This window comes from Streptomyces sp. NBC_00090 (assembly GCF_045160815.1).
Lineage (GTDB): Bacteria > Actinomycetota > Actinomycetes > Streptomycetales > Streptomycetaceae > Streptomyces.
In genome coordinates this window covers 330,427-354,516 of record NZ_CP108224.1, presented here as the reverse complement: position 1 = coordinate 354,516, position 24,090 = coordinate 330,427, and the positions used below count along the sequence as shown (strand labels likewise).

Below are 24,090 nucleotides of genomic sequence, written 5' to 3'. Positions count from 1 at the left end.
CTGACCTTCCGTCAGCACGCCCGTCGCCCCGTCGAAGGAGCCCCCGCCATGCCCAGCCGCCGCCGATTCCTCGCCGGCTCCACTGCCACCCTCGGCCTCGGCGCCCTGCCCGCGACCGGTGCCGTCGGGGCGGCGGCCGGTGCCGTGGCAGCCGCCGCCGGGCCGGCAGCGGCTGCCGTGCCGGAGGACACGACCCGCCCGCCCAACCTGATCGTCGTACTCGCCGACGACCTCGGATACGGCGAGCTCGGCGCGTACGGCCAGAAGCTCATCTCCACCCCGCGCATCGACGAACTCGCCGCCGACGGGCTGCGGTTCACGGACGCCTACTCGACGGCGGCCGTCTGCGCCCCGTCCCGCTGCTCGCTCCTCACCGGTCTGCACACCGGCCACGCGACGGTACGCGCCAACCCGTCCGGAGCCCAGGGTTCCCTGACCGCCGCCGACACCACCTTCGCCCAGTTGCTCAGGGCGCGCGGCTACCGCACCGGCGTGATCGGCAAGTGGGGCTTCGGGCCGGAGAGCGCCGACCAGGACAGCCACCCCAACGCCCGGGGATTCGAGGAGTTCCACGGCTACATCGACCACGGCCACGCCCACCAGTACTACCCCGCCTACCTCTGGCACAACGGCGCCAAGGAACCCGTCCCCGCCAACGCCGACGGCGCCAAAGGCGCGTACGCCCCGGACCTGCTGCGGCAGCGGGCCCTCGACTTCCTCGACCGCCACGCCGCCGAACCGTTCCTCCTCCTGCTGACCCCGACCGTGCCGCACGCCCCCAGCGACATCCCCGACACCGGCGCCTACGCCTCCCGCCCCTGGACCACCGCCAACAAGGGCCACGCCGCGCAGGTCGGTCTCTTCGACTCCCTCGTCGGCGACGTCGTCGACCGGCTGTACGCCCTCGGACTGGCGGACGACACCGTCCTCCTCGTCACCAGCGACAACGGCCCCCACGAGGAGGGCGGGGTCAACCCCGACCTGTTCGACGCCAACGGGCCGCTGCGCGGATACAAGCGCAACCTGTACGAAGGCGGTGTACGCGTCCCGCTCGTCGCCTGGGGTCCCGGCCGGGTCCTGCCCGGCACGAGCGACCGGCCGACCCCGCTCACCGACCTCCTCCCCACCCTCGCCGAACTCGGCGGCGCGCCCGCACCCTCCGACGTGGACGGCCTCTCGGCCGCGCCGCTCCTCACCGGGGGTGGCAACGCGGCCCGCCACGACCACCTCTACTGGTTCAGGGACGAGCGGGGCGTCACGAGCCGCGCCGACGCCCAGGACCGGAAACGCTCCACGTGGCTCGCCGAGGGGCTCCGCAAGGACCGGTGGAAGGCCGTCCGCTTCGCCCCGGTCCGCGACCACGCCCTCCCCGACGACCAGTGGCAGGTCGAGCTGTACGACCTCGCCACCGACCTCGGCGAGACCTCCGACCTCGCGGCCAGATACCCGGCCCGGGTCGCCGAACTCGTCGCGCTGATGCGCTCCTCCTGGCGGGACGAGTACCCCCGTACCGCCTTCGGGACGGCGCTCACGGTGCCCCCGCTCGCCGTGCCCGGGCAGACGTTCGCCGTCACCGCCACCCTCTCCAACGGCTCGGCACGGGCCTGGAACTCGGCGGCCGTCACCCTGCGCGCCCCCGCCGGCTGGACCGTACGGGCCACCACGCCCACCGCCGTCGCGCAGCTCGCCCCCGGTGCGCGGCTCGCCGCCGCCTGGCAGGTCACCCCGCCCACCGGCACCCCCTCGGCCACCCCGTGGACGCTGACCGCCGAGGGCACCGCCCTCGCGCCCGGAGGTGCCGTCCGGTACGCCGCCGACGGCGTCGTCACCACCCCGCCGCCGGCACCCACCCGGGACGGCTACCTCTCCGACCTGCCGTGGATCCACGCCGTCAACGGCTGGGGCCCGGTCGAGCGCGACCGCTCCAACGGCAGGAACGCGGCCGGCGACGGCACCCCGATCGCCTTCGGCGGCACCACGTACGCCAAGGGCCTCGGCGCCCACGCGTACAGCGACGTGGCCTTCCACCTGGGCGGCGCGGGGGACCGGTTCACCGCGCTCGTCGGCATCGACGACTTCTCGGCCGCCCAGAGCTCCGTCGGCGCCACCCGCGCCACCGTCTACGGCGACGACCGCGTCCTCGTCACCACGCCCACCCTGACGGCCGCCACCGGCCCCGTACCGGTGGACGTGGACGTCCGGGGAGTCCGTGTGCTGCGCCTGGAGGTGGCCGACGCCAACGCCAGGACGTCCTTCGACCACACGTCCTGGGCCCTGGCGCACGTCACGGTCGGGTAGCGGTCGTGCGCGGGGGCCGGGGTCTCAGCCCTCGAAGCCGACCGTGCCGTCCGGCAGGATCGCCTCGACCCGCGCGCCGTGCTCCACGGTCCGGCTCACCGTGCAGAACTTCTCGTGCGTCAGACGCACCCCGCGGGCGAACACCTCGGCCGCCCGCGGGTTGTTGTCCGGCAGCTCGAACTCGTAACTGACCCTGATCCGGCCCACCCGGCCGTCGTCCTCGGGCCCCGAGACCGACTCGACCACGATCCGCAGGTCGTCGTGGTCCACCGCGCGGGCGGTCCGGTCGACGACCAGGCCACCGCAGCCGCCCATCGCCGCGAGCAGCAACTCGACGGGCGTGAAAGAGGGCTGCGCGTCCGCGTCGTCGGCGGCGGCCATGCGGACCTCCGCGCCCCGGTCGTTGCGGGCGGTCCAGTTCCGGTACCCGGTGCGGACGGTTTCGATCCGGTAGTCGGCCATGGCGGGGGAGCTCCTTCGCAGTCGTGCGGTGCGGTCGCCCGCTCACGCAACCCCACGGTAATCGCCCCGACAAGCGGACGCGCCGGTCGGGCCTGCCGAGTCGGCGGCCGAGCGGTGGTGGGGATCGGGTGGCTGCGCACCCACGCCGTACGTGAGTATCCGCGCTCATGCGCCGCCACCGCACGTCCGGTGGGACGGAGCCATGCCCGACCGTACCCCCGTCGCCGACGAGCGCGCCCCGCGCGCCTGGATCGCCCCGACCGCCGCCACCGTCGTCACGCTGCCCCTCGCCCTCATCGACTGGCCCTGAGCGACCTGCCCTCAGCGACTGGCCTTCGGCGTCCGGCCCTCGGCGACCGGCCCGGATCGAACGGCCCGGTACGAGATGCTCACCGACGTGGCCGGGACCGGCGTCCTCCTCCGCTCCTCGCGCAGGTGACTCCTGGGGACCTCCCCCCGTCAGGTGAGTAGCCCAGGCCGCTGCGGCTGAGTACGTCGACCGATACGCCGCCCGCCGCGCGCTGCTGGAATCGGAGCATGACCTCCGACGCCCTGCGCACCCGCCCCCTCCAGCACGTCACCACCACCGGCACGGCCATCGCGCTCGCGCTCGGCCCCGTGGTGCTCGGCGCCCTGCTCGTGCGGTCGGCCGGCGGCGACCCGATGGCCTCCGTCAACGCCCTCATCGCGGGCGGTGGCCAGCGCGCCCGGATCTCCCGGGCGCAGCTCCGCTCCTGCGGCGGCCGGGCTCAGGCGCACGGTTTGCGGGCCGGCAGGAAGGCCTGGGGCGTGTTCTCCACCGGTTCCGGCTCCCGCACCAGGCGGGCCGACTCCACCAGGCCGGCCTTCGACAGGAGCTCCGCGACGCGGTCGGGCGACCGGCGGTACACGTCGAGCGCGACCTCGTGACCACGTGCGGCGGCCCGAACCCTCCCCGAAGGGACTCCAGATGAGCGATGATCACCGCATCTGAGAAGTCCCGGCGGCACAGGGCCGGGGCCCTGTCGATCGAAAGGCACACCGAATGGCGCGGCGGCACCCCCGGCGGGACGAGTACACGAGCGGCACCGGGGACGGCGGCGCGCCCTCCACGGCCCCCTCGGACCCCGCCGCGAACCTCTCCGCGGACCCCGCCGACGGCCGGCCGGCGGGCATGGCCCGGCGGCGGTTCCTCGGGTACGTCCTCGCCGCGCCCACCCTCACCGTCGCCGCCCAGCTCGGCGCCGAGGCCCTCGCTCCCCGGCAGGCCGCCGCTGCGGCCCCGGCACTCGTCCCCTCGCTGCCCGGCCCGGCCGAACTCCTCGACCTCAACGAGCTGCTCACGCTCGCGGCCCTGCCCACCAGCAACCTCATCACGATCCGCCTCGACAGCGACGGCACGGCCCACTTCGCCCTGCCCCGCGCCGAAGTGGGCCAGGGCGTCACCACCTCCAGCGCCATGATCGTCGCGGAGGAGCTCGACCTGCCCCTGGACAAGGTGAAGGTGACCCTCGCCGACGCCCGGCCCGAGCTCCTCTTCAACCAGCTGACCGGTGGCTCCAACACCACCTACTCCACGTACACCCCCATCCGGGTCGCCGCCGCCGTCGCCCGGGGCCGTCTGCTCCGCGCCGCCTCCCTCGTCCTCGGCGAGGCCGTCGGCACCCTCACCACGAAGGCCGGCGCCGTGGTCTCCCCGGCCGGCGCGCTGCTCGGCTACGGCGAACTCGCCGCGAAGGCCGCCGCCCTCACCGACACGGCGGTGGAGGTGGAGCTCAAGCACCGCTCCGACTTCCGCGTCATCGGCACCGCACAGCGCAGACTCGACGCCCTCGACGCCGTCACCGGCCGCAAGAAGTTCGCGATGGACCTCCAGGTCCCCGACGCCCTGCCCACGATGATCTGCCGCCCGCCCACCATCAACGGCACCGTCCGCTCCGTGGCCAACCTCGCCGAGGTCCGCGCCATGCCGGGCATCACCGACGTCGTCACCGTCTCCACCGGCGTCGCCGTCCGCGGCCGCACCTTCGGCCAGTGCGTCGACGCCGTCCGGGCCCTCGACGTCGACTGGGACCCCGGCACCGCCGAGGGCGCCTCCGACGCCACCGTCCTGGCGAAGCTCCGCCAGGCCGAACTCCCCCTGGTGGTACCGCCGCTGCCGCTCCTCACCAAGGCGGTCGACGCCCGCTTCACCTTCCACTTCTCCAGCAACGCCGCCGTGGAGACGAACTGCGCCATCGCGGACGTACGGGAGGACTCCGCGGAGATCTGGGCCTCGCTCAAGGCCCCGATCGTCGCCCAGGAACAGATCGCGCTCAAGCTCGGCCTGCCGCCCACCGCCGTCCGCGTCCATGTCACCGAGGGCGGCGGCTCCTTCGGCCGCAAGCTCTTCCACGACGCGGCCCACGAGGCCGCCGAGGTCTCCCGCGCCCTCGGCAAGCCCGTCAAGCTGATGTGGCACCGCACCGACGACTTCCGCCAGGGCCGTACGCACCCGATGTCCACCTCGCGGGTCCGCGCCACGTACTCGCTGGGCGAGGTCCTCTCGTACGAGCAGCGCCACACCTCCGTGGCCACCGACTTCGGGCACGGCATCGGCGAGCTCCTCACCGCGGAGGTGGCCCGGCTCCCCGTCGCCGACCTCGCCTTCTCCGAGACGATGTTCCAGCTCACCCAGGTGAGCCCCTACCACCTCGGCGTCACCACCCAGCTGCTCTCCGAGACCGACAAGGGCTTCAACACCGGGTCCATGCGCGGCATCTACTCGCCCAACGTGCGCTGCGCCCAGGAACTCGTCATGGACGAGCTGGCCCGCCGCATGGGCAAGGACGCGTACGCGCTGCGACGCGGGCTCATGAAGGACCCGCGGGCCCGTGCCGTCCTCGACAAGGCCGCCGAGGTGGGGGAGTGGGGCCGGACGATGGCGCCCGGCACGGCCCAGGGCATCGCGGTCCACGCCGAGTACCACTCCTTCGTCGCCGTCCTCGCCGAGATCGACTGCCGCCCGGAGACCACCGGGCGGAAGATCCCGAACGCGTACACCGGACCACGCGTGACCAAGGTCGTCTGCGCCGTCGACGTCGGCCTCGCCGTCAACCCGCGAGGCCTGGAGGCCCAGATGATGGGCGGCATCGCCGACGGCATCGCCATCACCCTCACCTCCGGCCTCCACCTGCGCGACGGACACTTCCTCGAAGGCAGCTGGGACCAGTACTTCTACACCCGGCAGTGGAACACCCCGCCCGAGCTGGAGATCATCGTGATGCCCCGGAACGGCGAAAAGCCGGGCGGAGCAGGGGAGTTGGCGGTCGCCGGAGCCATGGCCGCGGTCGCCTGCGCCTACGGCCGGGCCACCGGCACGATGCCGACGGTCTTCCCCGTGAACCACGCGGAGCCGCTTGCCTTCACCCCTCTGCCGACCGTCCCGCCCGTGCCCGCCTCGCCCGTCGACGGCCGCGACCGCGCCTTCTGACCACCCCGTTCCGCGCAGAGCTCTTCGCGGATTCGCAGACCTGGAGTACTGGAGTACCCGTGCCGCAGCACACCTTCATCCTCAACGGCAAGGCCGTCACCGCCGACGTCGAGGGCGACGTCCGGCTCCTGTGGGTCCTCAGGGACGTCCTCGGCGTCACCGGACCCAAGTACGGCTGCGGGGTCGGCGTCTGCCGGGCCTGTACGAGCCACCTCAACGGCAAGGCCATCACGCCCTGCGCCGTGCCCGTCGAGGACCTCGCCCCCACCGACGAGGTCACCACCATCGAGGGGCTCCCCGACACGGTCGGGAGCGAGCTCCATCCGATGCAGGAGGCCTGGCTCGACCTCGACGTCGCCCAGTGCGGCTTCTGCCAGCCGGGCCAGATCATGGCGGCGGTGGCGACGGTCCGCCGGGCGCGGGAGGCGGGGCGGGAGATCACCGAGGCCGACCTCGACACGATCCGCAACATCTGCCGGTGCGGCACGTACCACCGCATCCGGCAGGCCGTCCTGGAGGGCGCCGGCCGTATGGAGTGAGCGGTGGTTCGCACCACGAAGGTAATCTGTGCGAATGGCGAAGGACGAGGGTGGGAAGATCGGCGTGGTGACCGCGCTGGTGCGCGGCGCCTTTCTCGTGAACGCGGTGTACGCGGAGGACTTCTACGCGGAGACCTGCCGGCGGATCGATCTGCTGCCCTCGGGGCTCGACGCACCCGAGCGCGAGCAGCTGGCCGATCTGCTCGGCCGGGTCGTGCGGGACAACGCGGTACCCGTCGTCTTCGTCGACCCGGCCTGAGCCCCGCGCGGATCTCCGCGCGGGATCCGAGCACAGGATCCCCGCGTCAGGGCGAGCCTGCCGCCAACTTCTCCCGTACGGCGTCCAGATACTCCGCCACCGCGTCCCTGTTCCGGGTCAGGAACCTGATCCGCTCGGTCATGCGGTCCCGCTCCTCCTCAAGCGTCGCCAGCATCTCCGGGGTGGCGTCCGGGAAGTGGATGATCCTCGGCTTGTTCAGGCACGGCAGGATCTGCTTGATGATCCGGGTCGGCAGACCGGCGTCGAGCAGTCCCCGGATCTGGACCACCCGGTCCAGGTTCGACTCGTCGTAGACGCGGTAGCCGTTGGGCAGCCGGTCCGCGACGATGAGGCCCTGTTCCTCGTAGTAGCGCAGCAGTCTGCGCGGTGTGCCGGTGCGCTCCGACAGCTCCCCGATGCGCATGGGACGCCCCCTCCCGGGACTCGCTTGACCTTCACATCAATGTGAGGGTTTGAGCATAGGCCCATGAGCAACCACGCGACAGCGGCGGCCGGTTCCGCCGCGACCACCCACGCCACGACCACCTCCGCCTCTCCGGAGTCCGGTCCTCCGGAGTCCGGTCCTCCGAAGCCCGCAGGCCGACTGCCCCTCCCCGCCCTGCTCGCCCTCGCCACCGCCGTCTTCGTCACCAGCCTGACCGAGACGCTCCCCGCCGGCGTCCTGCCCGCCATGAGCGCCGACCTCGCCGTCGGCGAGGCCGCCGCGGGGCAGTCGGTCACCGTCTACGCCCTCGGCACCGCCCTCACCGCCGTCCCCCTCGCCGCCCGTACCGCCGGCTGGCGCCGCAAGCACCTGCTGCTCACCTCGGTCGCGGGATTCGCCGCCGCCAACACGGTCACCGCCGTCTCCTCCTCGTACGCCCTCACCATGGGCGCCCGCTTCCTCGCCGGGGTCGCCGCGGGCGTGGCCTGGGCCCTGCTCGCCGGTTACGCCCGCCGCCTCGCCCCGCCGCACCTCCAGGGCCGGGCCGTCGCCGTCGCGATGACCGGCATCCCGCTCGCCCTCTCGCTCGGCGTCCCCGCGGGCACCTTCCTCGGCGCCGCCGTCGGCTGGCGGGTCGCCTTCGCCGCGATGACCGTCATCGCCGCCGGGCTCCTCGGCTGGATCGCGCTCGCCGTCCCGGACCTGCCGGGCGAACCGCGCGGCGGACGGGCCCCGGCCGCCCGCACGCTGAAGGTCCCGGGCGTCCTGCCGGTCCTCTCCGTCACCTTCGCCCTCGTCCTGGCCCACACCGTCCTCTACACCTACGTCGCCGCCTACCTCGACCACCTCGGCACGGGCGGCTCCACCGGACTCGTCCTGCTCGTCTTCGGCGCCGCCTCGCTGGCCGGGATCTGGCTCACCGGCCGTCACATCGACCGCAGGCTCCGGGTCCTGACCCTCGCCGGGACGGTCCTCGTCGCCGTCGGGGCCGCCGCCCTCGCCGTACCGGCCGGAAGTACCGCGCTGGTCCTGGTGGCCGCCGCGCTCTGGGGCCTGGGCTGGGGCGGAGCGCCCACGCTGCTCCAGACGGCCGTCGCCGACGCCGGCGGGGACGCGGCCGACACCGCCCAGACGATGCTGGTCAGTCTCTGGAACGCGGCCATGGCGGCCGGCGGCCTCGCGGGCGGCCTGCTCCTCGACCTCCTCGGCGCGGGAGCCCTCCCCTGGAGCGTCCTGCTCCTGCTGGTCCCGGTCGTCGCGGTCGTGGCGGGCGCCCGCGCCCACGGCTTCCCCGTCCACCGGCGACCCGCCTGACGATCACGGGTCGGCCGGCTTCGTGCGGCCCCGTCAGCCGTACATCGCCACGCGGTACAGGGTCGCCAGCGCGTCGTCGATGGGATGGGGCTGCGGCGTGCCCGAGGAGTCGAGCCTGTTCCACCTCTGCATGTTCACCGCGACCGCCATCTGCCGCTTGCCGTCGGCACGGGTCATGGCCAGTGCTCCACCACCCCAGACCGTGCCGCCATGGCCCCAGAAGGTGCCCTGGCCGGGACCCTCCATCGGGTGCAGGCCGAGGCCGTAGTCGATCGTCTTTCCCTCTTGGGAGATGACCGGGCCGGTGTGTTGCATCTGCGCCAGCGACGACAGACTGACGATCTCTCCGGCCAGCAGCATGCCGTAGAAGCGGTTGAGGTCCGCGACGGTCGATATGAGCGAGCCCGCCGGAATCGCCCATGACATGTCGTAGACGCTGTAGTCGCGCGGCGGGTCGATCATGCCGAACCACGCCTCGTAGAGCTGCGAGTGCGGCCCGTCGACGTACGGTCCGGTGGGGAGTTCGGTGTCCCGGAGCCCGGCGCGCTCGATGACGTTCCGGGTGATGTACTGCTCGGCCGTGGTTCCGGTCACGTGTGCCAGGAGTTCGCCGAGGAGCAGGTAGTTGGTGTTGGAGTACACCCCGGGAGCACCGCCCGGGGCGCTGACGGCAGGTGCGGTGACCCCCATCTCGATCAGTTCGGTGGGGGCGAACTGTGTGAACCGGTGGTCGTCCAGACTCTGGGGCCCGGTTTCCGCGATGACGGGCATCCCCTTGAGGGAGGGGTAGGCGTACGGGAGATACTCGGCGAGGCCACTGGTGTGGTTGATCAGCATCCGGACCGTGATCGCGTCACCGCGTACTCCGGGAACCAGCTTCGGAAGGTACCGGCCGATCGGCGTGTCGAGACCGATCCGACCACTCTCGACCTGTTGGAGAACCGCGGCGGCGGTGAAGGTCTTGGTGATGCTGCCGACGCGGTGGCGCATGTCGGCGGTGACGGGTCGGCCGGTGGCGACATCGGCGACCCCGGCGGCGCCGCGCCAGACCTGGTCGCCGTCCCGCACCTCGGCGAACAGGCCCGGCATCCCGGCGCGGTGGACCTTCTCGATGGCGTCGTTCAGCGCCGCTGAATCCAGTGCGTTCTTCACGTCAAGCGCCCTTTCGTGTTCCCGGGTGATGCTCGTGTCCTCATTATGCACGCGGTGCGTGCAACGCCAAGTGCACACATAGGATGAGGTCCTGCGAGAGGAGCAAGATGGCAGGCCGAAGGCGTTGGTCGACCGATGAGATCCTGGATACGGCGGCGGAGATGCTGCGCACGAGCGACGCGGATTCGTTCAGTGTGCGCAAGCTGGCCGCGGTCCTCGGGACCGATTCCTCCAGCCTCTACAGACACTTCCGCAGCAAGACCGAACTGCTGCGCGCGCTCGCCGACCGGATCCTCGTGGCCGCGATGGACGACTATCGCCCCGAGGGCGACTGGAAGCAGCGCATCACGTCCCTGGCCCTGCGTCTGAGAGAGGCCTTCGGGCAGCAGCCCCAGCTCGCCGCGGTCTGGGGACGCTACGCGTCGGGTGGCGCCGGTTCCCGGCTGATCGTGGAAGAGGTGCTGCAGGCTCTGCGCGCGTCGGGGCTGCCCGACGAGGAGATCCCGGCGCGCTACCACCGGCTGGCGGTCCTCATCGCCGCGCTGATCGCCTCCGAGGCCGGGGTCAGCACCATCACTCCCGAAGAGAAGGAGCAGGGCATGGAGCTGTTCCGCGTCGCGGTACTCGGCGCCGATCCCGAACGCTTCCCCGCCCTGACCCACTTCGCCCGTGACGTCCGCCCCCTCGGGGCGGATCGCCGTGCCGCGTTCGAAGAGCTCCTGGCCGCTCAGCTCGCCCATATCGAGGCGGCGATCAGCCTGGGCCAGGAAAAAGCCTGACGCGCGAAGGCCCCCACCGCGACGTGGCGGTGGGGGCCTTCGGCGCTGCGTGCGGGGTGGCTCAGACGGCCGGCGGGACCCGGGGCTGGCGGCCCGAGCCGCGCGTCAGGGCGTGGCCGCCGATGCCCGCGAGAGCCGCGAGGACCCCGCCGGCCGCGGTCCAGATCCAGCGGTCGGACCACCAGCCGGAGGACCAGCCGTCCTCCGGTGCGGCGGCCTCCACGGCGGACGGGCGGCCGGCGTCGGCGTCCGCCTCCGCCTGGTCGGCGGTCGTCGCCCCGGGCACGAGCGGCGCGGCGAGCGAGCCGTCCGTGGCGTAGGCGCCGCCCTTGTCGAGGGTGGTCACCCCGATCCGGGCCGTGAACGGCTGGCCGAGGTCCTCGTCCGGAAGCCCGGTGACGGTCAGCCGGACGTAGTAGCTGCCGGGCAGCGGGTCGTTCGCCCAGGCGTCGGCCGAGGCGCGGACCGGCCGCAGCACACAGGCCAGCTCCACCGACGCGGTCTCCTTCGCCGCCGTACGGGACTGGGTCCCGTACATGCACGGCTGCCGCCGCCGCAGCCCGTCGTACACATCGACCCGCCATGTGGTGGGGCCGTGCCGCAGGGCCGCGTCGGGCAGCGTGACCGTGGCGTTGACCGTCGGCCGCTGCCCCGTGTCGGCGGGGAACACCCAGTACAGGTAGTCACCCGTGGCGGCCTGCGCGGTGGCCTGCTGCCCCGGGAGGAAGCGGGCGGCGGTGCGGAACGTCGTCCCGGCCTCCGTCGGCCCGGCCTCCGACGCGGTGTCCGTGCCAGGGCTCGCCGTGGCGGAGGGGGAGTCGGCCACCGCGGCCGGCCCCGTGAGACCGAGGAGCGCGGCGCCCGCGAGGGCGGCCGTGGCGAGTATGCGTACGGTACGCATCAGTTGGTCCTCCAGACAGCGACGCGCCAGCGGGACACCCAGCCCCAGAGCAGACCGGCCAGGAAACCGGCGAGCACGAGCCCGCCGAGCAGCCACCAGCCACGGCCGAGACCGAAGGCGGCCACGTCCGAGGCGGCCGACGGTCCGTCGACGACGTCGACGGTCAGCTCGATCGGCATGCCCGGCGTCGTCTTGACCGACGGGGGAGCGGAGAAGGAGTTGCTGACCTGGAGGCAGACGGTCTCGGCGGCCGGCTTGGCGTCGCCGGGGCCGTCGTCGAGGTCCGGCTTCGGATAGCGGAGGCCGGTCGAGATCACGTCCGTACGCCCGTCGCCCGCCTCGGAGCCGCGGACGATCTCCCGGCCGTGCAGCGTGACCGCGCGCAGCAGTACGCCGTAGTCGTTGTTGACGGCACGGTCGGCCGACACGCTGACGGAGGCGCGCAGCTCCTGGCCGGGCAGCAGGTCCACCCGGTACCAGCGGTGCTCCCCGAAGGTCTCGCGGTCGGTGTACAGACCGGCCTTGAGCTGCGGCGCGTCCACGCACCGCGCCGCGCCCTTCGTGCCCACGGGGGTCACGACGGGGTCGGCGGCGCGATCGACCAACTGCTTGACTCTGCGCGAGAGTTCGTCGGTGCGGTGGACCGAGGTGTACGTGCCTCCGGTCGCCTCCGCGATGCAGGTCAGCTGCTGCCGGGTCTTGGCGTCCGGCACCAGGCCCAGGGTGTCGATGACGAGGTGTATGCCCTTCGCCGCGATCTCCCGCGCCACCTGGCAGGGGTCAAGCGGGGCGCAGGTGTCCTCGCCGTCCGTGATGAGCACGATCCTGCGGGTGGCGTCGCCGCCCTCCAGGTCCTCGGCCGCGCCGAGCAGCGCGGGTCCGATCGGTGTCCACCCCGTCGGGGCCAGGGTGGCCACCGCGGTCTTGGCCTCGGTGCGGTCGAGCGGGCCGACCGGGTAGAGCTGCCGGGTGTCCTTGCAGCCCTGCTTGCGGTCGGGGCCGGGGTAGTCGGCGCCCAGGGTGCGGATGCCGAGCTGGACCTCCTCGGGCACCGCGTCGAGGACCTCGTTGAAGGCCTGCTTGGCCGCGGACATGCGGGACTTGCCGTCGATGTCCTTGGCCCGCATGGAGCCGCTGACGTCGAGCACCAGCTCGACCTTGGGGGATTCCTTCGCCACCGGCTCGTCGGCGGCCGCGCTCGTCGGCAGGAGCGCGGCGGTCAGGGCGGCGAGCAGCGCGCAGGCCCCGGTCGCCAGCCGTTTTCTCGTGATCATCGCCGGATCGTATTGATGATCCTCCGACAATCCAAAACGAGGGCCGGGTCGGAGGCCTCCGAGGCCTCCGTCGGTCGCTCAGCGGTGCTCGGGGTTTCGGTCAGCGGTGTTCGGGGTTGGGGAACTCCGGCTTGCAGCCGGCGTCCCACGCCGAGCGCTGGTTGCCGTGCGCCGGGATGCCGCCGGCCCGCTTGAGCAGCCCGGCCAGATGCATCAGGTTCCACGCCATGAAGGAGGTGTTGCGGTTGGTGAAGTCGTTCTCGGGTCCGCCCGATCCCGGTTCCAGGTACGAGGGGCCGGGGCCGGCCTCCCCGATCCAGCCCGCGTCCGCCTGGGGCGGCACCGAGTACCCCAGATGCTGGAGGCTGTAGAGGACGCTCATGGCGCAGTGCTTCACGCCGTCCTCGTTCCCGGTGATGAGGCAGCCGCCGACCCGGCCGTAGTAGGCGTACTGCCCGGCGCTGTTGAGGATGCTCGAACAGGCGTAGAGCCGCTCGATCACCCGCTTCATCACGGAGCTGTTGTCGCCGAGCCAGATCGGCGGAATGCTCTGGCAACCTACCTGGCCGGCAGCTCTGGCAGGGGCTGGTCGCACCGGCGGTCCCGGCGACCCAGCTGAAGGCGCAGGGTCGGGTGCGCTGACCCGGGGTTTCCCTGCGGGGCCGAAGTGGAGTCGGGGCTTCGGCCCTCGCCGAGGGCGGCAGGGTCACCTTCACCCGCGGCCAGTACCGAACAGGCCGCGGGAGGCCGTCGGCTTGCACAGGCGTCATCGGCAGCTGGTCTGGAGTGGCATCTGGAACTCACTCCCAGCCCGATGTCGTCCTGTAGGCGGCGAAGCGGGAGTCCAGGCGTTGGAGCTCGATCCGCGGGCCTCGCTCGGAGGGGTTGCCCTGGCTCGGCCTGCGGTGAGGTCCGCCGGCGTTTCGCGCTGTGAGGCGGCGAACACCACAAGCCCGGCGAGGCCCTCCAGAGCGGCCGGGAAGCGGCCGGCCGCAGGAGGAATGATGCCGTGGACGGAACCCCCGACGTGCACCGGCGGTCGCATGGCGAACTGAAGGCTACCTTCCAGTACCCCTGAATGTTATGGGACGCCGACATTAGCGGAGGCGGTGTGGCCGCTTACATACTCCTGTGGACGGCAGGTTGACGGGCCACGAACAACAAGACCGCGAGTAGGACCGGCTCTCCACCTCCGTGCCTCCCGCACCTCTCAGACGAAGGAACCCTCATGCGCCTTTCCCTGCCCCTGCACGCCGCGGGGATCGTCCTCGGCCTGGCCATCGCGGCACCGGCCTTCAGCAGCACCGCCACGGCTGCTCCGGCCCCGATCGTCGGAGGCCAACAGGCCACCTCCACCTACTCGTTCATGGGATCCATCCAAGTCAACGGCAGCCACTACTGTGGCGCCTCGCTCATCTCGCCCGAGTGGATGGTCACGGCCCTGCACTGCACGTACGGCAACAACGGAGCCCTCCCGGCCTCGGCCCTGCGTGTCCGGATAGGCTCCAACGACCGTCTCAGCGGCGGCACCCTGGCCGGTGTCTCGCAGATCGTCCGCTCCTCGAACAACCAGAGCATGCCCGGTCAGGACATAGCGCTGCTCCGTCTCAACACCCAGGTCGCCGACACGCCCGTGCCGATCGCCGCCACCACCCCGCCCGACGACTCAGCCACCCGTCTGCTCGGCTGGGGGCAGACCTGTCCGCAGAGCGGATGCTCCACCTCCGCACCCCGTTACCTCAAGCAGCTCGACACCAAGGTGCTGCCCGACAGCTCCTGCACCGGCATGGTGAACAGCCGTGAGCTGTGCATCGCGGGCACCACCGCGAACACCGCCTGCTACGGCGACTCAGGCGGACCGGCCTTGATCAACCGGAACGGCCGCCTCGAACTGGCCGGCGCCACGAGCCGCAGCGGCGCCGACAGCGACACCTGCGGGGTCGGCGGCGCCATCTACACGGACCTGGCTTACTGGCGGCCCTGGATCCAGCAGTACACCGGCGCCCTCTGAGCCGTCGCCTTCTGAGGCGCCGGTTCCACCTGGGGACGGGGCCACCGGATCGCGGCCGGGCCAGCCCGCGAGGCCTTGCTCCGGCCGCGTTCCATCGCCTGAAGGTGACAGGCCGTCATGTCCGGTCCACTGCCGTCCGGCACGAGGCCATCCATGGACATGACATGACCAAGTGGACTAGCCTCGACCAGCCATGGACCTGGAACTGCGGCACCTCCGCATTCTGCTGGCGATAGCCGAAGCAGGAAGCCTGACCAGGGCGGCGTCCGCTCTGCTGCTCTCTCAGCCGGCCATGACCACCCAACTCCGCCGCATTGAAGCCTCAATCGGTCAGCCCCTTTTCGAGCGCTCGGCTCGCGGGGTCGTACCCACACGAGCCGGTGAACTTGTGATCTCACACGCTCGTGACGCGGTGACCAGTGCCGACCGGATCCGCAACTGCCGGCTCCGGTCGGCGGCCGGTCTGGACCCGGTGACGGTGGGCGGCTGCTCGGGACCGATCCTGAGTCATCTGACGCTCCACCTCCCGGCCGTGCTGAGCAACCCTGTGAGCTTCCTGCAGTTCGCAGCTACGGGGGAGGCCATGAGCCGGGTCGGTGACCAGTCCATCGCCGCAGGGTGTCTGGTCGATCTGGACGGCTTCGGTACAACACCGCCCGACGAAGTGGTTGTCGACGTCATCGGACGAGAACCCCTCGTAGTGATTCTGCCGGCCGGACACCCCCTGACCCGGGAACGGCGGGTCGACCTCGCGGCACTCGCCGACGAGACCTGGATCCTCGCGTCCAACGACACCGGCTGCGACGACTACGGAGCGCTGGCCGATGCCTGCGGGGCCGCGGGATTCGCACCGCGAGTCTCACCACACCGAATCGGGGACACAAGCATCCAGTGCGACCTGGTCGCCCAAGGCGTCGGCATCACTCTGGCGCAAGGGTCGGCCAGAGCCCGTGAGGGCGTGGTCATGCGCAGACTCACCGGCGACCCGCTCCTCGGAAGGCACCTGCTGGCCATGCACCGCGAATCGCCCCTCACCGGCGCCCGGACCCTGCTCCTCGACCTCGCCCGGGGCGCCTTCGACACCCGTTGCGTCAAACCGGGCTGACACTCCCGAGGGGGGAGGGACTCCACTGATTCCGCCCGGCCCCTTGGCCCGATCCTCGGCAGCTGTGACCAGCTGCCATGGGGTGGCGGCCGAAACGGCGCCCGCGTGCTCCTCATGGCGGCACACCGCCAGAACCGGGCCTGCTTCTTCTCCGCGGCGACGATGCCCGCCGCTCGTGCCACCGCTCCTCTCCTCCTCTTACGGCAGACCATCTCCACGAAAGGACAGCCATGCCCCACCCGAAGTGGTTCGCAGCAGTAGGTACCGTCGCGGCCATCACCACGATCATGGCGCCTGCGGCGCAGGCCGTGTCCACGCCCGAGACGGCCGCACCGATGAGGGCCTCCGCGGTGACCACCCTCTACTACGACGACACCCGGGCCGGCGGATGGCAGAACGCCGTCGCGGCCGGAGTCGCCTCCTGGAACGCGAACACCAGCAACGTGAAGCTGGCGAAGGCCCGGCCCGGCACCCGCGCAGAGATCCAGATCGTCGCCACCGACGGCTGGCCCCAGGCCACGCTGGGACCGGTCCGCCCGGGCGGCCAGGCCCGGGTGGAACTCGGCAGCCTGGCAGTCACCGAGGGCTACGACAAGAACCGGATCGCTGCCCACGAGATCGGCCACAACCTCGGCCTGCCGGACACCAAGCCCGGGCCGTGCTCCCAGTTGATGTCGGGCTCCAGCGCCGGTTCCAGCTGCAAGAACTCCGTCCCCGACACGACCGAACGGCTCCGGGTCGAGTCCGCATACGCCGACCGCGTCGGCCCGCACACCCCGGCCGAAGGCCGCCTGCTGGCCGACGCGTCCTGACCCTGACCACCCGGACAGTCCGCTGCCGCGGTCGCTCCCGGGCTGCGGGACCGTCACCGTGGTCCGGCCCCGGTTCGGCCGCCCCACCAGCCCGCGGCCTGGGCTGTTCGTACGCGTCATCGCCCGGTAGCACGAAGGCCGCGACCGCTCGGAGCGGGCCGGAACCCTCCTCAGATCGCCTTCAGCCGACGGGCAACTGCCGCCCTGAGCCTGGGTACCTCCGAGGCCGAACAGGTCCTGCGCCGTCCCACCCACAGCGGCCCCAAGCACCCCGCCCATCAGGCGATCGAGGAAATCGGGCAGGTGGTGCGGACGGCAATCGCCTGCGACTACCTCGTCCACGTCGAACGGCGACCGAACTTCGCCACGCCGACCTGCTGGACCTGGACGACTGCTCCGTGGACGGGTCGCGCGTCTGGGCTCTGAAGGGGGATCACGTCGGCCCCTCGCCAGTCGACTGTGCCCGGCCAACCCGCCGTCCAACCCTCGTCATGGACCCGAGCCGAGCGGACTGGAGCAGGTAAAGCGGGAGCATGGACACCTCCTGGGACTCCTTGTCCTGTCCCCGGATCGCAGCTGCCGGGTCGGCACCGTGCCGTAGGTGCAGAGCGAGGTAGAACAGGGCCGCGACGAGCACCACGATGCCGATGAGGAGCATGTAGAGCAGTCCTTCGGCGACGACGCCGATAATGCCCAGCACGATCGCCACGATGACGCTGTCAGCTGCCAGAATCACAACAGGAGAACAGCTGCTGACACCAAGGTTCGACCTGCGCTGCTTCCAGCGGGACGACGCGCGGCAGAGCTGAACACGATCTTCAGCAAGTGAGACTGCGGTGGGGCGCCGCTGGCCTGATGAGGTCGAGAGGGAGTGGGATGGACATCGTGTACGCCGCGCAGGCGGGCTCCCTCGAGGAGTTCCTCGATGCGTACGACCCTTCGCAGGCGAACGCGGAGGTGAACGGTCGCAGCGCCCTGATGGGTGCATTGACGAACGTGGATCCGAGTGCGCGCAGTGCGATCGCGACCCGCCTGCTCGACGACGGCGCTGATGCGACGACGGCCAATGGCGGCGTGAACGCGCTGCATGCGCTGCTCGGCAGCGCTCGGCTCGCTCCCGAGCTTGAGGCGCCGCTGCTCCGGCGATTGCTCAACGATGGCGCCGACGTCAACGCCGTGGCAAAGGGCTACGGCACGCCGTTGCAGCTGCTCATGAGTCAGTTCGCGTACACCGATGAGGCGCTCGCGCCGTTCTACGACGTGCTGTTCGCGCGAGGCGATCTCGACCTGCTGATGATCGGCGCCTTTGAGAAGTCGGCATACGCCATGGCGGTGAAGAGTAAGCGCCGACAGGGGCTCAGGGCGCGCATGGAGCAGTACTTGGACATTCACGGCATCGAGGTTCCCGAGGGGCTCTGAGGTGCGGACGTCCAGTTCGTTCCGCCCTCCCGCGAGTACCCGGACGAGACCGCCGACGCCTTCGGTCCCGTTGAGGTGCTGCCATGGGTGGCTTAAGTCGGCGTCTTCGACTCCACGGCGCCCGACCCGGCAATGGGCAGTTCCACCCTCATCATCTGCTGGTTCCCACCAGCACCAAAGGTGCCGGCGGGCGAGAACGCTGACCTCGCGCTTCACGGCTTTCGTCGGGAGGAGGTGCTTGCTCGCACCGGTCACCACCGAGGTCATCGTCTCCACCAGGCCGGCCCATCGGGTCACGAGCGTGCCCTGCGCCTGGTGCAGGGCCGCCGACGCACCCGCCCGCGGATCCCGGCGCCGGCTACGGCCCCGGAGGGCGCTGCGGTGCCGCGCAGGGTCCCATCGAGTCCGGCGCCCGGGTGAGGAGCCCGTCGAAGTGCGCCACGACCCGCAGGGTTTCGCTCGCCTCCGGGGCGAGGGACATCAGCCGTCCCACCTGTTGCCGCACCGGCGCCCCTGCGCGCGCTTTCCACGGTCTACGGAGGTCCGCGAGCGGTCTTCTCTCGGGAATCCCGTAGGTGTCAGTCCTCCGCGGCCAGGCGCCGTACCTCGGCCAGCGCCTCGCTCACCGCTGCCGGGATGTCCGTCACCGGGAAGCGCGCGTGCCGCACCGTGCCGTCACGGTCGATGACCAGCACGGTCCGTTTCAGTCGCAGCAGTTGTCCGGCGCGGAAGGTGGGCAGGCGCAGGGCGGCGGCGAGGCGGAGGTCGACGTCGGAGAGGAGGGTGAAGGGGATGTCCTCCTGGCTCGCGAACACGCGCTGTTCGTCGGGGCGTTGGGTGCTGACGCCGTGCACCTCCGCGCCCGCGGCGCGGAAGTCCTCGTAGGCGTCCCGGAAGAGCCGGTTCTCCAGCGTGCAGCCGACGGTGCCGGGGATGTGTGACCAGCCCTCCGGCAGGGGGCTGGGGCTCCCGGTCGCCGGATAGCAGAACAGGACGGTGGCCACTGCGCCGGCCACCGGGTCGACCGGCGCACCGTCCCGGTGACCGGGCAACCGCAGGCGCGGCAGTCGCCGGCCCGTCAGGTCCGCGACGCGCCGTGCCTCCGCGCTCGTCTCGTCGGCGGTGCCGCTGAGCGAGCCGTCGCCGAGGAGCCAGCGGTCGGCCCAGTCCTGCATCGACAGCAGGACCGGCAGCAGCCCCCGGCCGCTCTCGGTCAGCCGGTACTCGTGCCGCGTCGGCCGCTCCTGGTACGGGAACTTCTCCAGCACCCCCGTCTCCACCAGGTGCGCCAGGCGCTCGGTGAGCACCTTCCGGGAGATGCCCAGCTCCTCCTGGAGCGCGTCGAACCTGTGGTGCCCTCGGGCGGTCTCCCGGATCAGGAGCAGGCTCCACCAGTCGCCGACCACCGACGCGGCCTGCGCGATCGCGCAGGCGGCGTCCCGCTCGGGAACCGACCTCATCACTGCGTCTCCACTTCTGCGCGCACGGCGGCCGCTCGTCGGGACCATCTTGCGCCATGAGGTCGGTTCCGGATAGAAACTCACCTGGAACGAGTGAGTTCCCAAAAGAGACTAACAAGACCCGGGGGTGGGCGCCGTATGAGCGGAACACAAGCGATCCAGGAACACGACCGACGCGACGACGAACGGGAGACCTCATCGCCGGGCGTCTTCTGGCGCTTCTGGGCCGCCGCCACCGTCAGCGGTGCGGGCACCGCCGTCACCGTCCTCGCCCTGCCGCTCGTCGCCCTCACCGTCCTCGACGCCACCGCCTTCGAGGTCGCCCTGCTCGCCGCCGCCGGGCAGGTCTCGTGGCTGCTGCTCAGCCTCCCGGCGGGCGTCCTCGCGCAGCGCGTGCCGCTGCGCCGACTCCAGGTCACGCTCGACCTCGTACGGTTCGCGGCGCTCGGATCGCTGCCGCTCGCCTGGTGGATCGGCACGCTCACGTATCCGCACCTGCTGTTCGCGGCGCTCGTCACCGGCTCGGCGACCGTGCTGTTCGACATCGGAAACTCGACCTTCCTGCCCGCCGTCGTCCCGGCCCAGCAGCTGGCCGCCCGCAACAGCGTCATGTCGGGCACGCACGCCGTCACCGACACCGGCGGCCCCTCCCTCGGCGGCGTCCTGATCGGCGCGACGGGCCCGGTCGGCGCGCTCGTCGTGGACGCCGCCAGCTACCTGGCCTCCGCCGTGCTCCTGCGCACCCTCCCCGAGAGCCGCCCCGCGCCCCGCACCAGCGAGAGCGCGCTGCGGCTGATGCGCGAGGGATGGAGGTACGTCACCAAGCACCCGGTCATGCGCCCCTGCATGATCTGGGCGACCGCCGCCAACTTCCTCAACGCGGCCCTCGTCGCCCTCACCCCCCTCTACCTGGTCCGCGGGGCCGGCCTCGACTCCGTACAGCTCGGTCTCGTCCTCGCCATGGACGGGGTCGGCGCGCTCGCCGGCGCCGCCGTCGCGGTCCGCGTGACCACGCGCCTCGGCACCGCGCGGGGCGTCATCGTGGCCGATCTGGCCGGCGGCGCGCTGCTTCTCCTCGCCCCGCTGACCACGTCGGCGGGGGACGCGTACTGGTTCGCCCTGGGCAACGCCGGCTTCGCCTTCGGCACCGTCATCGGCTCGATCACCACCCGCACCTACCGGCAGACGCAGTCGCCCCCGGAACTGCTGTCCCGCGTGATGGCCACGGTCCGCTTCGTCTCCTGGGGCGCGATGCCGCTCGGCGCGCTCACCGCCGGCCTCCTCGCCACCCACCTCGGCGCCCACACCGCGCTCTGGACCGTCTGCGCCGCCGCCCTCCTGCCCCCGCTCTACCTCTTCTCCACCAAGGTGGGCCGCCACCGCGACCTCATCTGACGCCCTGGCGCCACGACACCGTCAGATCGCTGACCACGTAGACGCGTTCCGGCGACTGCGCACGATCTGCACGGCCTGGATCGCGTGGGGGAAACCGAGTCCGCGGGTGCCGGTGGTTGTCTTGACGCGGCGGATCTCGTCACAGCAGTGCTCCGTGGCGCGGGTCTTGTCGAGCAGAGGAGTGGGACGAAGGAGGCGACGAACTCCAGGGCGCGAGTGGCGTCGGCGGCGGTACGCCCAGAAGCCCACAGGGCGAGGCCGACGAGGAGGGCGTTCACCGCGGCCACCAGGGCGATCCCGTGCATGGAGGACCTGTCCGGTGAAGGTGGGCCAGGCCGCACGAAGGACCTGGTTCATCCGGAGCTGACTTCCACCGGACCTCCGACCGTTCCGGCCCGCACTCAGCGGTGCTCGGGGTTCTCGAAGTCGAACCGGCAGCCGGCGTCCCACTCGGAGCGCTGGTTTCCGTGGGCGGGGATGCCGCCGGTGTCCTTGAGCATCCTCGCCAGGTGGAGCTGGTTCCAGGTCATGAAGGTCGCGTTGCGGTTCGTGAAGTCGTTGTCCGGCCCGCCGGAGCCGGGGTCGAGGTACGACGGGCCCGGGCCGGCCTCGCCGACCCAGCCCGCGTCCGCCTGCGGCGGAATGACGTATCCGAGGTGCTGGAGGCTGTAGAGGACGTTCATCGCGCAGTGCTTGGCGCCGTCCTCGTTGCCGGTGATCAGGCAGCCGCCCACACGACCGTAGTAGGCGTACTGGCCGCGCTCGTTGAGGATCGACGAGCAGGCGTACAGACGCTCGATCACCTTCTTCATGACCGAAGAGTTATCTCCCAGCCACACAGGTCCAGCCAAGGTAAGGATGTCCGCGGCCATGACCTTCGAGTAGATGACGGGCCACTCGTCGGTCTCCCAGCCGTGCTCCGTCATGTCGGGCCACACACCGGTCGCGATGTCGATGTCCACCGCTCGCAGCACCTCAACCTCGACGCCCTGGCGCTCCATGATCCCGCTACTGATGTCGATCAGCCCCTGAGTGTGGCTGCGCTCCGGCGAACGCTTGAGCGTGCAATTGATCACCAGGGCGCGGAGACCACGGTAGGACGTGCCAGTGTCGGTCATGGATGCGTTCCCCTGCGGGCGAGTGGGCGAGTGGGCGAGTGGGCGGGTCGGGCGGGTCGGGCGGCGAAACACGCCCGGTTGCCGACGTCGATGGGGCTCCGGGTTGGGCCGGCCGAAAATCCCGCCTACTCTCTCGCCTCGTTGGACGGAATGACCGAACGCCACGCCAGTGCTGACGAAGTCGCCCACCCAATCACCCGCGTGGCCTCACAGCCATGACATGTATCGCCGAATCAGATCGGCAGAACACTCTGGCAGCCTATTTGGCCAGCAGCTCTGGCCGGCAGTCCATCCATGGGATCGCCAACGCGACTTCCCGCGTTGTGGTGGAACTTCGTGGGCCGCACGCCGAGGGGATCCGCCAGGCGAGGGGGGACTGGATGCCCGGCTCCCGCTTCGGCGAGGTCAAGGGGTGCGACGGCGACCGCCTGGACGCCCCGGAAGTCCCGGCGACCCAGCTGAAGGTCCGGGGGCGGGGTTGCTGACCTGGGGTTTTCTCTCCCGAGTCGATGCAGGATCAGGGGATGCTTCGCCCCTGCCTGTGGCAGTCGCCGCGCGTTGGCATCGCCGACGCCGTAGCCGTCTCCGTGCTGGAACGCCGCGCCGAAATCGGTCTGCGCCGTTCCCTTGGCGCCACCCGCGGCCAGATCCGCAATCAGTTCCTCTGCGAGTCCTTCCGCTTCCGCCCCGGGCGGCGTCGTTGGCGCCCTGCTCTGCATCGGCGTGACTCGCGGCTACGCCATCTACCAGGGCGGGCCCTCATCGCGGTCACCCCGCGCAGCTTTTCCTGGTACACCTCGCCGAAGACGCCCAGAAGACGCCGAGTTGCTTCGGTGATTTGGTCACCAGCAGGTTCTTCGAGTGCCGGTGGTACACGCCTCGCGCGGCCCGCTGACCAGCGGAAACGGCCACGATTCGGCCAAGCTGCAGGCGGCTGGTCCGCGTGTGGCCCGGATCTTGGTCGGCACAGGGTGGGCCCCTGACCGATTGCCCGTGGCGGCGGCGAGTCGGCGCACCAACGTGGGGCGGGCCTACAGGTGGGCTCGGGCTGTTCGACGGCATGACTGACCATGATGCCGATCTCGGCCCACGCGGTTCGCGACGCCAGCACCAGCGTGCGGCCCGCCGTCGGGCAGGACGACGAGGGTGCCGCCCGTGAGGCCGTACGGTTCCGAGCTCGTCGACAACTGCACGGGCCGCCCGTCGGCGAGGGACTTGTACACGGTACGGACGCGCAGGTCCCCCTCGGCGAGGCCGAGCCGTCAGCTCACCACGACCCACCACGAGATCAATTCATCAGACATGGCCTGGCGCCCGCACTGCGGGCGCCAGTTACTCGTCGTCCTCCTCGTCTTCGTCGTACCAGCCTTCGATCATGCCGACGAGCCGTTCGTCGATCGGGTTGTCGAACTCGTCTTCGGTGGCGAGGAGTCGGCGCAGCGTGTTCAGGGGGTACCAGTGTTCGCCGGGCTTGGCGTCCGGTGCGCCGACGCAGGGGGTGTCCAGGTACGCGGGGTCCGGGACCGCCGGATAGAACGCCGGGAGCAGACCGAAGGTAACGTCCGGTTCGAACCTCCATACCCAGCCCTCGCGCCGTCGGCGCAGGGTCTCGCCGATGTACCACACGGCACCTTGGACGAAGGGGGAGCGGCGCTGTGCGGTGATCTCCTCCGGCTCGGCGAATGTCTCCTTGACGAGGTCTTCCAGGGCACCGAGCGAGGCGTCGGAGAAGTCGAACCGGTCGACGCCGCCGGCTTCCCGGGCCCAGCGTTCGAAGGCGGCCTGTCGTTCGGTGAGCCAGGTCAGGAGGTCGGGGTGGCGGGTGGAGTCGTAGTCGGAGTGGGGTGTGGTCATGGCCAGAACCTACCGAACGGCGCCGACACCCGCGCAGGATCT

General features: G+C 71.4%; 22 protein-coding genes and 6 pseudogenes. 16 read left to right on the top strand and 12 right to left on the bottom strand.

Annotation, left to right across the window (positions count from 1 at the left end; translation table 11 throughout):
* Positions 1-48: 48 nt before the first annotated feature.
* Entirely contained in the window at positions 49-2,298 is a 2,250-nt protein-coding gene (locus OG361_RS01675) for a sulfatase-like hydrolase/transferase (protein ID WP_405851463.1), read from the top strand.
* Between the two features lie 24 nt (positions 2,299-2,322).
* Here the strand turns inward: OG361_RS01675 and OG361_RS01670 are convergent, their stop codons facing one another.
* Positions 2,323-2,760, bottom strand: coding sequence for an OsmC family protein (locus OG361_RS01670; protein ID WP_351214321.1), 438 nt, complete (start codon positions 2,758-2,760; stop codon positions 2,323-2,325).
* Between the two features lie 537 nt (positions 2,761-3,297).
* Here OG361_RS01670 and OG361_RS01665 point away from each other — a divergent pair.
* The 4 genes from OG361_RS01665 (at position 3,298) to OG361_RS01650 (ending at position 7,009) form a co-directional block, all read left to right on the top strand.
* Positions 3,298-3,669 (top strand): hypothetical protein, encoded by a 372-nt coding sequence (locus tag OG361_RS01665; protein ID WP_405851462.1) that lies wholly within the window; start codon positions 3,298-3,300, stop codon positions 3,667-3,669.
* A gap of 244 nt (positions 3,670-3,913) precedes the next feature.
* A complete protein-coding gene (locus OG361_RS01660; protein ID WP_405862001.1) occupies positions 3,914-6,211 on the top strand; it encodes a molybdopterin cofactor-binding domain-containing protein in 2,298 nt (765 codons plus the stop codon).
* A gap of 59 nt (positions 6,212-6,270) precedes the next feature.
* A complete protein-coding gene (locus OG361_RS01655; protein ID WP_405851460.1) occupies positions 6,271-6,750 on the top strand; it encodes a (2Fe-2S)-binding protein in 480 nt (159 codons plus the stop codon).
* A 34-nt stretch (positions 6,751-6,784) separates the two neighbouring features.
* Positions 6,785-7,009, top strand: coding sequence for a hypothetical protein (locus OG361_RS01650; protein ID WP_405851459.1), 225 nt, complete (start codon positions 6,785-6,787; stop codon positions 7,007-7,009).
* Positions 7,010-7,055: 46 nt separating this feature from the next.
* On the opposite strand, the gene OG361_RS01645 is transcribed toward OG361_RS01650, so the two are convergent.
* The gene (locus OG361_RS01645; RefSeq protein ID WP_405851457.1) at positions 7,056-7,433 is read right to left on the bottom strand and encodes a MerR family transcriptional regulator; all 378 of its coding nucleotides are present in this window, start codon (positions 7,431-7,433) and stop codon (positions 7,056-7,058) included.
* A gap of 63 nt (positions 7,434-7,496) precedes the next feature.
* On the opposite strand from OG361_RS01645, the gene OG361_RS01640 reads away from it, so the two are divergent.
* Positions 7,497-8,768, top strand: coding sequence for an MFS transporter (locus tag OG361_RS01640; protein WP_405851456.1), 1,272 nt, complete (start codon positions 7,497-7,499; stop codon positions 8,766-8,768).
* 33 nt (positions 8,769-8,801) lie between these two features.
* On the opposite strand, the gene OG361_RS01635 is transcribed toward OG361_RS01640, so the two are convergent.
* A complete protein-coding gene (locus OG361_RS01635; RefSeq protein WP_405851455.1) occupies positions 8,802-9,920 on the bottom strand; it encodes a serine hydrolase domain-containing protein in 1,119 nt (372 codons plus the stop codon).
* 107 nt (positions 9,921-10,027) lie between these two features.
* Between OG361_RS01635 and OG361_RS01630 the strand changes: the two genes are divergently transcribed.
* On the top strand, positions 10,028-10,699 hold the full coding sequence (locus tag OG361_RS01630) for a TetR/AcrR family transcriptional regulator (protein ID WP_405851454.1): 672 nt from the start codon (positions 10,028-10,030) through the stop codon (positions 10,697-10,699).
* A 61-nt stretch (positions 10,700-10,760) separates the two neighbouring features.
* On the opposite strand, the gene OG361_RS01625 is transcribed toward OG361_RS01630, so the two are convergent.
* The 3 genes and pseudogenes from OG361_RS01625 to OG361_RS01615 all read right to left on the bottom strand — a co-directional run.
* On the bottom strand, positions 10,761-11,600 hold the full coding sequence (locus OG361_RS01625; protein WP_405851453.1) for a hypothetical protein: 840 nt from the start codon (positions 11,598-11,600) through the stop codon (positions 10,761-10,763).
* Complete coding sequence (locus OG361_RS01620; RefSeq protein ID WP_405851452.1) at positions 11,600-12,874, bottom strand: VWA domain-containing protein; 1,275 nt, start codon at positions 12,872-12,874, stop codon at positions 11,600-11,602. The genes OG361_RS01625 and OG361_RS01620 overlap by 1 nt, the downstream gene beginning before the upstream one ends.
* A 100-nt stretch (positions 12,875-12,974) precedes the next feature.
* A pseudogene (locus tag OG361_RS01615) lies at positions 12,975-13,415 on the bottom strand (flavodoxin family protein); the annotation flags it as partial.
* Positions 13,416-14,102: 687 nt separating this feature from the next.
* Here OG361_RS01615 and OG361_RS01610 point away from each other — a divergent pair.
* The 6 genes and pseudogenes from OG361_RS01610 to OG361_RS01585 form a co-directional block, all read left to right on the top strand.
* On the top strand, positions 14,103-14,885 hold the full coding sequence (locus OG361_RS01610; protein WP_405851450.1) for a S1 family peptidase: 783 nt from the start codon (positions 14,103-14,105) through the stop codon (positions 14,883-14,885).
* A 193-nt stretch (positions 14,886-15,078) separates the two neighbouring features.
* Positions 15,079-15,258: pseudogene (locus OG361_RS01605) on the top strand (LysR family transcriptional regulator); the annotation flags it as partial.
* Between the two features lie 39 nt (positions 15,259-15,297).
* Positions 15,298-15,990, top strand: a complete 693-nt coding sequence (locus OG361_RS01600) for a LysR family substrate-binding domain-containing protein (RefSeq protein ID WP_405861999.1) — start codon at positions 15,298-15,300, stop codon at positions 15,988-15,990.
* Positions 15,991-16,220: 230 nt separating this feature from the next.
* The gene (locus OG361_RS01595) at positions 16,221-16,802 is read left to right on the top strand and encodes a snapalysin family zinc-dependent metalloprotease (RefSeq protein WP_405851449.1); all 582 of its coding nucleotides are present in this window, start codon (positions 16,221-16,223) and stop codon (positions 16,800-16,802) included.
* Positions 16,803-16,844: 42 nt separating this feature from the next.
* Positions 16,845-17,096, top strand: a pseudogene (locus OG361_RS01590) (hypothetical protein); the annotation flags it as partial.
* Between the two features lie 59 nt (positions 17,097-17,155).
* Positions 17,156-17,299: pseudogene (locus OG361_RS01585) on the top strand (IS5/IS1182 family transposase); the annotation flags it as partial.
* On the opposite strand, the gene OG361_RS01580 reads toward OG361_RS01585, so the two are convergent.
* Positions 17,236-17,511, bottom strand: coding sequence for a hypothetical protein (locus OG361_RS01580; RefSeq protein ID WP_405851448.1), 276 nt, complete (start codon positions 17,509-17,511; stop codon positions 17,236-17,238). The pseudogene OG361_RS01585 and the gene OG361_RS01580 overlap by 64 nt on opposite strands.
* A 167-nt stretch (positions 17,512-17,678) precedes the next feature.
* On the opposite strand from OG361_RS01580, the gene OG361_RS01575 reads away from it, so the two are divergent.
* Complete coding sequence (locus tag OG361_RS01575; RefSeq protein ID WP_405851447.1) at positions 17,679-18,221, top strand: hypothetical protein; 543 nt, start codon at positions 17,679-17,681, stop codon at positions 18,219-18,221.
* A 358-nt stretch (positions 18,222-18,579) separates the two neighbouring features.
* On the opposite strand, the gene OG361_RS01570 is transcribed toward OG361_RS01575, so the two are convergent.
* Entirely contained in the window at positions 18,580-18,702 is a 123-nt protein-coding gene (locus OG361_RS01570) for a hypothetical protein (protein WP_405851446.1), read from the bottom strand.
* 97 nt (positions 18,703-18,799) lie between these two features.
* Positions 18,800-19,681: a winged helix-turn-helix transcriptional regulator gene (locus OG361_RS01565; RefSeq protein ID WP_405851445.1), complete on the bottom strand. Its 882-nt coding sequence runs from the start codon at positions 19,679-19,681 to the stop codon at positions 18,800-18,802.
* A gap of 138 nt (positions 19,682-19,819) precedes the next feature.
* On the opposite strand from OG361_RS01565, the gene OG361_RS01560 reads away from it, so the two are divergent.
* Positions 19,820-21,076, top strand: coding sequence for an MFS transporter (locus OG361_RS01560; protein ID WP_405851444.1), 1,257 nt, complete (start codon positions 19,820-19,822; stop codon positions 21,074-21,076).
* Positions 21,077-21,477: 401 nt separating this feature from the next.
* On the opposite strand, the gene OG361_RS01555 is transcribed toward OG361_RS01560, so the two are convergent.
* Complete coding sequence (locus OG361_RS01555; protein ID WP_399220893.1) at positions 21,478-22,194, bottom strand: flavodoxin family protein; 717 nt, start codon at positions 22,192-22,194, stop codon at positions 21,478-21,480.
* Positions 22,195-22,751: 557 nt separating this feature from the next.
* Between OG361_RS01555 and OG361_RS01550 the strand changes: the two are divergent.
* A pseudogene (locus OG361_RS01550) lies at positions 22,752-22,956 on the top strand (ABC transporter permease); the annotation flags it as partial.
* A gap of 277 nt (positions 22,957-23,233) precedes the next feature.
* On the opposite strand, the pseudogene OG361_RS01545 reads toward OG361_RS01550, so the two are convergent.
* Positions 23,234-23,456 (bottom strand): annotated as a pseudogene (locus OG361_RS01545) (GntR family transcriptional regulator); the annotation flags it as partial.
* A gap of 70 nt (positions 23,457-23,526) precedes the next feature.
* Positions 23,527-24,048, bottom strand: a complete 522-nt coding sequence (locus tag OG361_RS01540) for a hypothetical protein (protein ID WP_405851443.1) — start codon at positions 24,046-24,048, stop codon at positions 23,527-23,529.
* Positions 24,049-24,090: the final 42 nt, after the last annotated feature.